The organism is Pseudomonas sp., assembly GCF_037994325.1.
Taxonomy (GTDB): Bacteria; Pseudomonadota; Gammaproteobacteria; order Pseudomonadales; family Pseudomonadaceae; genus Aquipseudomonas.
The window spans coordinates 1-10,429 of the sequence record NZ_JBBNAH010000537.1 but is presented as its reverse complement, the minus strand read 5'-3'; the positions used below and the strand labels follow the sequence as shown (position 1 = coordinate 10,429).

General features: G+C 62.9%; 12 protein-coding genes and 1 pseudogene. 3 read left to right on the top strand and 10 right to left on the bottom strand.

Features of this window, described 5'->3' with window-relative positions:
* The 3 genes and pseudogenes from AAAB16_RS17970 to AAAB16_RS17960 form a co-directional block, all read left to right on the top strand.
* Window positions 1–262: pseudogene (locus AAAB16_RS17970) on the top strand (D-hexose-6-phosphate mutarotase); the annotation flags it as partial.
* A 159-nt stretch (window positions 263–421) separates the two neighbouring features.
* The gene (locus AAAB16_RS17965; RefSeq protein ID WP_340664554.1) at window positions 422–1,480 is read left to right on the top strand and encodes a GGDEF domain-containing protein; all 1,059 of its coding nucleotides are present in this window, start codon (window positions 422–424) and stop codon (window positions 1,478–1,480) included.
* An 87-nt stretch (window positions 1,481–1,567) separates the two neighbouring features.
* Complete coding sequence (locus AAAB16_RS17960; RefSeq protein WP_340664553.1) at window positions 1,568–2,485, top strand: LysR substrate-binding domain-containing protein; 918 nt, start codon at window positions 1,568–1,570, stop codon at window positions 2,483–2,485.
* A gap of 17 nt (window positions 2,486–2,502) precedes the next feature.
* Here AAAB16_RS17960 and madM read toward each other — a convergent pair whose 3' ends face one another.
* The 10 genes from madM to AAAB16_RS17910 form a co-directional block, all read right to left on the bottom strand.
* Window positions 2,503–3,267 carry a malonate transporter subunit MadM gene (gene madM, locus AAAB16_RS17955; RefSeq protein ID WP_340664552.1) on the bottom strand — a complete coding sequence of 255 codons (765 nt, stop codon included), beginning with the start codon at window positions 3,265–3,267 and terminating at the stop codon, window positions 2,503–2,505.
* Between the two features lies 1 nt (window position 3,268).
* Window positions 3,269–3,685, bottom strand: a complete 417-nt coding sequence (gene madL, locus AAAB16_RS17950) for a malonate transporter subunit MadL (protein WP_340664551.1) — start codon at window positions 3,683–3,685, stop codon at window positions 3,269–3,271.
* A 59-nt stretch (window positions 3,686–3,744) separates the two neighbouring features.
* Window positions 3,745–4,680: a malonate decarboxylase subunit epsilon gene (mdcH, locus tag AAAB16_RS17945; protein ID WP_340664550.1), complete on the bottom strand. Its 936-nt coding sequence runs from the start codon at window positions 4,678–4,680 to the stop codon at window positions 3,745–3,747.
* The gene (locus AAAB16_RS17940; RefSeq protein ID WP_340664549.1) at window positions 4,677–5,309 is read right to left on the bottom strand and encodes a malonate decarboxylase holo-ACP synthase; all 633 of its coding nucleotides are present in this window, start codon (window positions 5,307–5,309) and stop codon (window positions 4,677–4,679) included. The genes mdcH and AAAB16_RS17940 overlap by 4 nt, the downstream gene beginning before the upstream one ends.
* 194 nt (window positions 5,310–5,503) lie before the next feature.
* Window positions 5,504–6,295 carry a biotin-independent malonate decarboxylase subunit gamma gene (mdcE, locus tag AAAB16_RS17935; protein ID WP_340664548.1) on the bottom strand — a complete coding sequence of 264 codons (792 nt, stop codon included), beginning with the start codon at window positions 6,293–6,295 and terminating at the stop codon, window positions 5,504–5,506.
* A complete protein-coding gene (locus tag AAAB16_RS17930; protein ID WP_340664547.1) occupies window positions 6,292–7,173 on the bottom strand; it encodes a biotin-independent malonate decarboxylase subunit beta in 882 nt (293 codons plus the stop codon). Before AAAB16_RS17930 ends, mdcE begins: the two co-directional genes overlap by 4 nt.
* A complete protein-coding gene (locus tag AAAB16_RS17925; RefSeq protein ID WP_340664546.1) occupies window positions 7,166–7,465 on the bottom strand; it encodes a malonate decarboxylase subunit delta in 300 nt (99 codons plus the stop codon). The genes AAAB16_RS17930 and AAAB16_RS17925 overlap by 8 nt, the downstream gene beginning before the upstream one ends.
* A 3-nt stretch (window positions 7,466–7,468) precedes the next feature.
* On the bottom strand, window positions 7,469–8,332 hold the full coding sequence (locus AAAB16_RS17920) for a triphosphoribosyl-dephospho-CoA synthase (RefSeq protein ID WP_340664545.1): 864 nt from the start codon (window positions 8,330–8,332) through the stop codon (window positions 7,469–7,471).
* Window positions 8,332–10,008, bottom strand: a complete 1,677-nt coding sequence (mdcA, locus tag AAAB16_RS17915; protein WP_340664544.1) for a malonate decarboxylase subunit alpha — start codon at window positions 10,006–10,008, stop codon at window positions 8,332–8,334. Before mdcA ends, AAAB16_RS17920 begins: the two co-directional genes overlap by 1 nt.
* Before the next feature lie 100 nt (window positions 10,009–10,108).
* Window positions 10,109–10,429: ZIP family metal transporter (locus tag AAAB16_RS17910; RefSeq protein WP_340664543.1), on the bottom strand; the 321-nt coding region annotated here is incomplete at its 5' end.

The following is a 10,429-nucleotide window of genomic DNA, read 5'->3' as shown; positions in this document are numbered from 1 at the left end:
CATCTACCTCGATGTACCCGCGCAGCTAAGCATCCTCGACCCGCTGTGGCAGCGCCGTATTCATCTGGCCAGCAGCGGCTCGCGCTCAGCCGTGGTGTGGAACCCGTGGATCGACAAAGCCCAACGCCTGAGCCAATTCGCCGACGACGCCTGGCCGGGCATGTTGTGCATTGAAACCGCCAATGTGATGGACGATATCGTCACCCTCGCGCCGGGCGCACAGCACAGCATGGCCGTCAGCCTTTGGAGTGAACGTACGTAGGTTGGGCCGGCCCGTTTTGCGCTTCGCTGATCACCGAACGCGCAGCGACCCAACCAACGCCTCCCGCATCAGATTTCACGCTTTGCATAGTGGCCCCTTGCCAATCCGCAGCCGCTGTATTGCAATGCGCCATCGCGTACGCCGTCTTGGGTTAACCCCATGCTTCAACACTTCAGCAGCTCAGCCGGCAAAAACGGCCTGGAAGAAACCGGCAAACGCTCGCTGATGCGCCTGATTTTGGCCAGTTCCTCGCTGACTATCGGCTTTTTCTCTGCTCTGCAATTTTCCGCCGGCAACCTCGCCCTGGCCTGCTTTGAACTCACTGCGTGCATCGTGCTGGCCTGGGGCGCGTGGAAGATTGTCAGTGCGCGCAACCTGGTGCCGTGGATTTATCTCTTCCTGCTGCCGACCTTCTGCTTTGTGCTGTACATCATCGTTATGCCGCAAGCCTCGGCCACGGCGTTTGTCTGGGTGTACGTGATTCCGTTGCTGTCTTATCTGCTGCTTGGCCGTGCTCGCGGCTTTCTGCTGACCGCACCGTTCGTGCTGGCGTCGGTGCTGCTGTATTTCGATAAGTACCCGTTGCCCAGTCACTCTGCCGCGTTGATGGACGTGTTTAACGCGGTGTTTTGCGGCGTGCTGATCATGGTGTTTGTGCACCTGTACGAAACCCGCCGCGCTGCCGCCTACGACCAGCTTGAGCGCCAGGCGCAAACCGATGCCCTCACCGGCGTAGCCAGCCGTGGCAGTTTTCAGCAGGGCCTGGAACGCAGCATTTTGGAGGCCGAACGCAGCGGTTTGCCGTTGGTGCTGGTGATCATGGATATCGACCACTTCAAGCAGGTGAATGACAGCTGGGGCCACGATGGGGGCGATGAGGCGCTTAAACACATTTGCGCTGGCCTGCTGTTGCGCTTGCGGGTAACCGACAGTTTGGGGCGCCTCGGCGGTGAAGAGTTTGGTCTGATCCTGCACAACACCGACCTGGCTAGCGCCACTCCGCTGGTGGAAACCCTGCGCCAGCAGATTGCAGCGAACCCGCTGACGTACGGCGGCCAGCGTATTTCACTGTCGGCCACGTTCGGCTTGGCCGAATGGCCCGCCGACGGCCACAACGCCAGCGACCTGTACCGCTGTGCCGATCGGCGTCTGTACCAGGGCAAAGCACAGGGCCGTAATCGCCTGGTGGCGTACACCGAGCCTATCGCTGGCCAGTAGCGGCACCCTGCCAAAGGCGCATCGGCTTTGTCGGCAATTTCCGACACACTAGGGGCAATCTGGCACACCTAGAACAAGAAGCCGCCCATGCAGATTGATGAAGAACTGACTCTGAAGAAGCTGGAAACCTTTCTGGCCTTTATGCGTACCGGCAACCTGAGCCGCGCGGCAGCAGAACTGAATACCAGCAACGTCAGCGTGCACCGCGCCATTCACTCCCTGGAAAGCGCCCTGCGCTGCCCCTTGTTCAAACACGAAGGGCGCAACCTGACGCCGCTGGAAAGCGCCTATGTGCTGGAAGAGCGCGGCCAGAAATTGATTCAGGAACTGCTCGAAACCGTACGCCTGACCCGCGAAGCCGCTGGCTTTTCTGCGGAGCGTTTCAAGCTCGGTTCGCTGTATTCGCTGACGGTGAAAACCGTGCCGCAACTGATCATGGGCCTGAAACTGCGGCGCAGCGAGTTGAATATCGACCTGACGCTGGGCTCTAACGTCGACCTGTTCTATCGCCTGAAAAACATGGAGTTGGATGCCATTCTGGTATCCCTGGACGAAGGCGTCAGCGACCCGGATTGCGAGCAACTGCCGCTGTTTGCCGACGATATCTTTCTTGCCGTACCCAACGACTCGCCCTTTGCCAGCCAACCCGAAGTGGACCTGGCGGACCTGCGCGAATCGACCTTTATTACCCTGACCCAAGGCTTTGCCACCCACCGCGATGGGGGCCGGGTATTTGAGCAAGCGGGGTTTGAACCCAAGGTGGCGATGCAGGTTAATGACATCTTTACCCTGCTGAGCATGGTCAGTTCTGGCGTAGGTTATGCGCTGCTGCCGGGGCGTATTGCGGCGGTGTATGAGAACCGCGTGAAGCTGATCTCGCTGCAAGCCCGTTACCGTCTGCAGCAACACATTGGCGTGGTGTTTCTCAAAGCCAAAGAGCGCGACCCTAACCTGCTCGCGCTCCTGGCCGAATGCCGCATGTACAGCCTCAGGCAGGACGCCTGAGGCGTAAAGCCCGGTGCTTAACCGACCAACCCGCGTACACAGAAATACAGCAGCGATGGGCCAAGCAGGCAACCCAGGCCGGTGTGGAAGGTGGCGGTTAGCGCGCCGTACGGCACCAGGCGCCGGTCCGTGGCCGCCAGGCCTGCGGTTACGCCGCTGACGGTGCCCGCCAGGCCACCAAAGACCATGGCCGAGCGCGGGTTATCCAAGCCCAGAAAGCGCGCCGACACCGGGGTGAACACCATCACCAGAATCGCCTTGATCAGGCCGGCAGCGATGGACAACGCCATCACATCAGAGCTGGCGCCAATTGCCGCACCGGTTACCGGGCCAACGATATAGGTCACCGCGCCGGCGCCGATGGTGGTCATGCTGATCGCATCGCGGTAGCCAAAAGCCCAAGCCACCGAAGCGCCGACAATAAACGGCAGCACCGTGCCAAGCAGTAAGGCGACCACCCCGATCATGCCGGCTTTGCGCGCCTCTGTGGCTTGCACTTCAAAGGCGGTGGCAACAATGGCGAAGTCGCGCAACATGGCACCGCCCATCAGGCCGATACCGGAAAACAGGGCGACGTCAGCCAAGCCTTTTTGCCCACCGGTCATGGTGCCGCCCACCCAGGCGAGGATCAGGCCAATCACAATAGCAATGGCCGAGCCATGCACACGGCCGAAGGTCAGGTATTTGGAGAAGATGATCGACAGCCACATGATCGCGCCGACGGCGGCAAAGGCGGTGATCAGGCCGTTGTGTTCCAGGCCTTTTTCGATGATGTCCCACATATCAGCGACCTCCTGCCGGGCTTGGGGCAATGCCGCTTAGCGCAGGGTCATCCGGCAGTGGTTCACCTTTGTTGGTGCGGCTGATCAGGGCAATGGTGCAACCGCACAGCAGCACCGAACCGACTGCCGCGAGCAACGCCACCGGGCCGCCATGCAGCGCCGCGACCACGTTTTGCTGGGCCGCCATGGCCACCACCACGGGGATATACATCGCCCCCCAGAAGCCCACACCCAGCTCGCATTCTTTGCTCATGCCGCCTTCGCGCTGCATATAAAGCCGCGCGCAAATCAGCAGAATCATGGCGATACCGACACCGCCAACATTGGATTTAACGCCCAGCAGCACGCCGAGGAAGTCGCCGATGATGACACCGGCCAGCGTGCAGATGGCCAGCAAGGCCACGCCATAAATAATCATGTTGTTGTCCTCATTACACAAAGTCGAAGTTGTTGTTTTTGTGCTTCGAAACGCGGGTGTCAGGAACGCAGACTCACCTCCTGACGCAGCAAGGCGTCCAGCGTATCCAAACGGGCGCCCTGAAAGGCGATCACCGTTCCTTGAACAAATACCCGTCGAGCCAGGGTGCTCAGCACCGCGCCCGGCGGCAGTTCAATCTGTAGGCGCACACCGCGCTCGTAGGCGGTTTGCAAGGTGCTGTGCCAGTCGACGATGCGGCACATATTGCCGGCCAGGTCGTCGCGCAGCCGCTCCGGGTCGGCGATCAGTCGTGCGGAGCTGCCGCTTAGGTAGTGGATGGCGGGACGCTGCATGGGCACCTGGGCAAACGCCTGTTGCAGCTGCCAGGCCGGTTCGGCCAGCAGCGGGCAATGGGACGGCACGCTGACCGCCAGGGGCTTGGCCAAACCAGCGCCGCTGGCACGTGCCCGCTCAGCCACCGCCGCCATGGCGCTGTGACTGCCAGCGATCACCACTTGGTTTGGCGCGTTGATATTGGCCAGGTACACCGGCAACGCTGGGCTGTTGACCTGCGCCAGCAGTGTTTCAACCGTGCCCAGATCAAGGCCGACAATGGCGGTCATGCCGTAACCACTGGGGTAGGCGTTTTGCATCAGCTCACCGCGCAGCGCCACCAAGCGCAGCGCATCGGCAAACGACAGCGCGCCGGCCACCACGGCCGCGGCGTAGGCGCCGATGGACAGACCGGCGACGTAATCGGGGGCGGCGTTGCGCGCGATCAACAGTTGCGCGCAGGCCACACCGGCAATCAGTAAACACAGCTGCACGGCACGGGTGGAGCGCAGCGCCTCGCTGGAGTCCAGCGCCAGCACCTCTTCATCCAGTACCTCGCAGGCCTGTTGCAGGTGCAGGCGCACCAGCGGCTCGTCAGGCAACTGATGAAGCATGCCTGGCTGTTGCGCGCCCTGGCCCGGGAATGCCAGCAGGCTGCTCATACCAAGGCCTCCAGTACCGACCAGGGGTCGAGCACCAAGGCGGCGCCGCCGGTGCTTTTCAGCAGCACACGGCGCGACGGCCCGGCCCACTCGCGCAAGGCAACGGCGCCGTTGGGGGTTTCCAGCTGCATATCCACCCGGCAGCAGGCGCCATCCACCACCTTGAGCCAGTTGCGCGCTTCTTCGCGGCTTAGCGGTGTGGGCGTGCGCAAGAGCAGGTCGAGGTCGCTGTCGCGATGCAGCACGGCAACGCCACTGGCCAATTCAAAGCCCACGCCCCCGGTCACCCCCCAGCTCAGCAGTTGCCGATCGAGTAGCGGTTGCAGCTCTAGCAACGCACGCACTGCGGGCCAATCCACCTGCATCGGTTGCCGTGCTGCCTGCTCCGGGCTCATGCGCTGGGTGATAGCGGCCACACGCATCTGCGTGGCCAAGCGTTGCTCACGGCGGCTTCCACGCACACCCACGGCCACCCAGCCCTCGGCCAACTGTTGCCGACGCACCACCACAGGCTGGCCCATGGCAAGAGCGGCGTGCGCCCAAGCCGGGGCTGGCGTTGGCAAGTGCTGCGGGGCCATACCCCAGAGCAAGTCGTGGGGCAGAAGCGGTGCGTGGTTAGTCGTGTTCATTTCACCCTCCTGCTCTGCTGGTGTTGCCGTGTTGCGCCGCTTCCCCCAACCCTCTCGCTGGCCTTTGCCACAGAGCCACCCGTGCTGCATGCGGTGCCATAACGAAACCGCTTGGCTCTGGGTAAACGCCCCATCCATGACGAGAGGGCTGGGGTGAAGCGGCGCCTCGGTTCAGGCGCTTTTAGCGACGGCCCTTACCACTGCTCGCGCAGCATCTGCCGCACTTGCGACGAGGCGTGGCGGTTGGCTGCGCCCAGGCGCCCACGCAAATCGGTGCTGTCGCCAATATCGGCCAGCGCCTGCTGCAAGCACTCACGCACGGCGGTCAGGTCAGCCACATCGGGTTGTTCAATGTGCTGCACCGCCAGGCTTTTCCACAGCAAACCCAAGGAGGCGTAGTTCTCCAGGTCATAGGCCATGGGCGGCACGCTGGCGGCCAAGGCTTCCAGCTCGTCGACGCTACGCAAGGTAATCCGCGCGGCGGCGGCCTTGCCCATGGCATGCACCATCACCCCAGGGTCGCGCAGGGCGATCAGCCGCTGCGCCTGGTAGCCGTGGGCGAGAAACGCGCCAGACATGGCTTTGCCCACCAACAAGGCTAATGACGGGTGCCCGGCCAAACGCGCGCGGGCATAGCTGTCCACAGCACTAGCCAAGGCTTGGTGAATGCCCAGCGCTTCTTCGCGGCGTCCGTAGGCTTGGCTGGGCACATCGACCACCGCTACCAGCACGCGCTTTTGCGCCAGGTGCTGATCGGCCTCGATGGCCTCGTCCACGGCCTTGGCCAAGCCCCAGCCTTCCAACAGCCCGACTTCGCCGCTGCGGGCGCGGGGGAAGGGATTGTTAGCGTCCGGCACCACGGCAATAAAGCGTGCGGGGCGATTGCCCAGTTCGCCGTCAATGACCTGTACCGAGGCCGGGTAGCCGGCTTGCGCGGTGCCACCGGCCAGGCCCTGCAGCCAGTTCAAACCCCGTGTGCTGGTCATGGTTTAACTCCTTGATAAAGGTCGCGCACAGCGGCGGCATCAAGCTGCTCGGCGGTATTGGCCTGGCTCAGGCGCTGCAAAAACCAGGCATGTTGGCGGCTACGCTGTTGCGTGTTACTGCCACGGGCAAACAGCCCGCGCAGCTGGTTAGCGATGCTGTCGATATCGTCTGCCACATAGGCGTCGACCAAGCCGCTGGCGAAACGCTGCTCGCCGCCGGTCAGGCTCCAGATAAAGGGGCGGTCGCGGGAGTCGTATTCGTCGATGCCGGCTTCCTGTTCGATCACCTGCGGGCCGTTGAGGCCCAGACGCGCTTCCTGGGTGACCAGCAAGTAACTGCACAAGGCCGCCGCAATCGACATACCGCCAAAACAGCCCACCGGGCCGGCGACCACGCCAATGACTGGCTGGTACTGACGCAGCTCGACAATCGCCGCCTGAATATCGGCAATCGCGGCCAAACCGAGGTTGGCTTCTTGCAACCGCACGCCGCCGGTCTCCAGCAACAGCACGGCGCGGGTGGCGATACCGTTGCGGTTATCTTCAGCGGCCAGTTCCAGCAGGCCGGCGATTTTTGCCCCGCCGACTTCACCCATGCTGCCGCCCTGAAACGCGCCTTCAATGGCGGCGATCACCGTCGGTTGGCCGTCCAGGGTGCCCTTGCCGACCACCACGCCGTCATCGGCCTGGGGCACGATGCCTTGCTTGGGCAGCCAGGGCGAAACCACGCGGTCAAAGGGGCCGAGTAATTCACGAAAGCTGCCGGCGTCGAGCAAGGCCTTGGCCCGTTGGCGCGCACCCAGTTCCACAAAACTGCGGTTGTTGAGTAGGCGGGTGACGTCGCTGCTCGTCTCGTTGCTGAAGGCTGCCTCAGTCATGGGCCACCTCCTCAAGCGCCTGCTCCAGGCGCAAGCGCACCACGCCCGGTGAGGCGCCGAAATCGTGAATATCAACCTGCAAAGCCGGTGGCAGCTTCTCGCTGAACATCCGCTCAAACAGGTGCTGCCAACGGCTGCTGCTGCCATTTACCGAGGTCACCACCTGGATCGACAGCTTGCCGGCCAGACCGGGTTCGAGCAGCACTTCCAGATCGCCAGAGCCGACACACCCGACCAGGGCGCGGCCACGGGCCGGTTGCCCGGCGGGGAATTCAAAAGACAGGGTTTCCATGGTTCAGAAGCTCCCGGTTTGAGCGCTTGCGCGGTCGATAAAAAGACAGGCAGCGAGCAAATCCGCAGCGCCACCCGGCGAGGCATTGAGCCCCAACAAATTCTGTTCCAGCAGGCGCAGCTGGCGCCGGCCATCGAGGCTGGCGCTGCCACCGTTATCCAGTACCGCCTGGGCGCCCGCCTGCATGGCATTCAAGCCCTCCAGCCCAGCGCGCCAGAGCACGCAGGTGTCACTGAGGTTGGCCATAATCGCCAGCAGCGCATCAAGGCGGGCGTTCTGCTCGCCACTGTCGGCGGCGCGACTGCGCTGCAGTTGCGGCAGGCCATGCAGCATCACCGCCGGAAAGCCCAGCTGGGCTTCTTCGCGGGCACCGCGGGCGCCGTAGCGCTGCGCAACATGGGCACCGTGACTAGCCGGGCGCGGCGCGAAACGGTCGTCTAACAACGCCAGGCGTGCTGCCCGTAGCGTGAGCGCACCGGCGCTGCACTGCTGGGGTTGCAGGGCGGCTGCGGCGACCAACAGGCCAATGGCCCAAATCGCGCCGCGGTGGGTATTGATCCCGCCGGTGGTGCGCAGCATGGCGACCTCGCCGTCGCGGCCAATACGGCCGAGGGCTTCACGCAGCGGTAGGCAGACCTCACCGGCCTGCTGCGCCGCTTCGGCCATTTCTTTAAACATCGGCCACAGGGCCAGCGCCGAGGCATGCATCAAGCCCAGGTGCAGGTCGCTATGGGCACCGCTGCCACGGCGGTCGACCAGCGCCGGCTTGGGCGACAGATCGGCTTCATCAATCAGGGCATCAACGGCCAGGTCAGCCAATTGCTCGGCCAGGCTCAGGGTGCTGTGTTGGGCAAGACGTGCGTTCATTACCAGCTCCTGAATTTGGCCGGCGGGTTGTACAAGCCACCGGACCAGGTGACCAACTCGGCAATGCTTTTCGCCGCCAGCAGTTCACGGCTGGCGTCGGTACGGCGAATGCCCAGGTCTTCCGGCAGGGCGATAAGCCCTTCGCGGCGCATGCGCGCGGTGTCTTTGGGGTTGTGGCGCAGGCCGATGGCGGTAACGCCTGCCACGGCGGCGATCATCGCGCGGCGCTCCTCCAGGCTGCGGGCCTTGTACAGGTAGGCGATGCCTTCTTCGGTGAGCAGGTGGGTGACGTCGTCGCCGTAAATCATGATCGGCGCCAGCGGCATGCCGCTTTTCTTTGCCACGTCGATGGCGTCGAGGGTTTCCACAAAGGTCGGTTTGCCGCCTTCCTGGTAGGTTTCCACCATCTGCACCACCAGCTTTTTGCCGCGCTCCAGCATCGGCACGTCGCCGCTGCCATCGGCCTGGCGCATGTCCAGCCAGGCGGGGGTTGGATGGCGCCGGCCACGGGGGTCGTGGCCCATGTTCGGCGCCCCACCAAAACCGGCCAGGCGGCCACGGGTGACGGTGGAAGAGTGGCCGTCACCGTCAACCTGCAAGGTGGCGCCAATAAACAGGTCGACCGCGTACTGCCCAGCCAACTGACACATCATGCGGTTGGAACGCATGGAGCCATCGCGCCCGGTAAAAAACACGTCCGGACGCTGGGCGATATAGCCCTCCATGCCCAACTCGGTGCCAAAGCAATGCACGCTTTGCACCCAGCCGGTCTCGATGGCGGGAATCAACGTCGGGTGGGGATTGAGGGTCCAGTTGCGGCAGATTTTGCCCTTTAGGCCGAGGGACTCGCCGTAGGTGGGCAAGATCAGCTCAATGGCGGCGGTGTTAAAACCAATGCCATGGTTAAGCGACTGCACATTGTGTTTTTCGTAGATGCCACGAATGGCCATCATCGCCATCAGCACATGCACGGGCTTGATATGCCGTGGGTCGCGGGTAAACAGCGGCTCGATATAAAACGGCTTGTCCGCCACCACCACAAAGTCGACCCACGAGGCTGGAATATCCACGCGCGGCAGGTCGCTGACGTCATCCACCAGCTCATTGACCTGCACAATCACAATGCCGTCGCTAAACGCCGTGGGTTCCACCAGCGCGGGGGTGTCTTCGGTGCTGGGGCCGGTGTAGATATTGCCGTGGCGGTCGGCCATAAAACCGGCGACCAAGGCCACGTTGGGGATCAGGTCCACCAGCAGGCGTGAATACAGTTCGATATAGGTGTGGATGGCGCCCACTTCGAGCAGCCCGTCTTCAAGCAACTGGCTGATGCGCAGGCTTTGCGGGCCAGCAAAGGAGAAGTCGAGCTTGCGCGCAATGCCGCGCTCGAACAGATCCAAATGCTCGGCGCGGCTCACGCTGGGCATGATCATATGCAGGTCGTGCAAACGGCTGGGGTCGGCCTTGGCCAGGGAGCGCGAGAGAAAATCTGCCTGCTTCTGGTTGTTGCCCTCGAGTACCACGCGATCGCCAGGGGCGATCAAGGCCTCAAGCGCAGCGACGATTTTGTCGCTGGGCAAAACCACGCCATCGGCGAGGGTGCGCACCTGGTCAACACGCCGTGCTTTTTCAGCACGACGGCGCGACCACTGCGGCGGTGGGGAGATTGTTGTTGTCATGATAGGTCCACGATTTCCGCTGTCGTGGAGCTACCTTAGGGACGCGCGCCAGCACCATCAATCAAGCCCGGCGACTCATCGTTACGCTCAGGTTAACGAACTAGCCCAAGGCGGTATCCAAGAACATCATCACCGCAAACCCCGCCATCAAGCCCAATGTAGCCGGGGTTTGGTGGCCATTGCGGTGGGTTTCCGGGATCACTTCATGGGACACCACAAAAATCATCGCACCGGCCGCCAGGCCCATGCTGATCGGGTAGGCCAAGGCAAAGCCGCTGGATACACCAATACCAATCAGCGCGCCCAAGGGCTCCATGGCGCCGCTGAGAATCGCCAATACGGCCGCTTTTAACGGCGACATACCGGTCGCACGCAACGCCAAGGCGACGGCCAGACCTTCGGGAATATCTTGAATAGCGAT

What these genes read in the sequence shown, in the direction of transcription:
- AAAB16_RS17960 (WP_340664553.1), top strand. Translation starts at nt 1,568, where the DNA reads ATGCAGATTGATGAAGAACTGACTCTGAAGAAGCTGGAAACCTTTCTG.
- AAAB16_RS17920 (WP_340664545.1), bottom strand. Translation starts at nt 8,332, where the DNA reads ATGAACGCACGTCTTGCCCAACACAGCACCCTGAGCCTGGCCGAGCAA.
- AAAB16_RS17940 (WP_340664549.1), bottom strand. Translation starts at nt 5,309, where the DNA reads ATGAACACGACTAACCACGCACCGCTTCTGCCCCACGACTTGCTCTGG.
- AAAB16_RS17965 (WP_340664554.1), top strand. Translation starts at nt 422, where the DNA reads ATGCTTCAACACTTCAGCAGCTCAGCCGGCAAAAACGGCCTGGAAGAA.
- mdcE (WP_340664548.1), bottom strand. Translation starts at nt 6,295, where the DNA reads ATGACCAGCACACGGGGTTTGAACTGGCTGCAGGGCCTGGCCGGTGGC.
- AAAB16_RS17925 (WP_340664546.1), bottom strand. Translation starts at nt 7,465, where the DNA reads ATGGAAACCCTGTCTTTTGAATTCCCCGCCGGGCAACCGGCCCGTGGC.
- mdcH (WP_340664550.1), bottom strand. Translation starts at nt 4,680, where the DNA reads ATGAGCAGCCTGCTGGCATTCCCGGGCCAGGGCGCGCAACAGCCAGGC.
- madM (WP_340664552.1), bottom strand. Translation starts at nt 3,267, where the DNA reads ATGTGGGACATCATCGAAAAAGGCCTGGAACACAACGGCCTGATCACC.
- mdcA (WP_340664544.1), bottom strand. Translation starts at nt 10,008, where the DNA reads ATGACAACAACAATCTCCCCACCGCCGCAGTGGTCGCGCCGTCGTGCT.
- madL (WP_340664551.1), bottom strand. Translation starts at nt 3,685, where the DNA reads ATGATTATTTATGGCGTGGCCTTGCTGGCCATCTGCACGCTGGCCGGT.
- AAAB16_RS17930 (WP_340664547.1), bottom strand. Translation starts at nt 7,173, where the DNA reads ATGACTGAGGCAGCCTTCAGCAACGAGACGAGCAGCGACGTCACCCGC.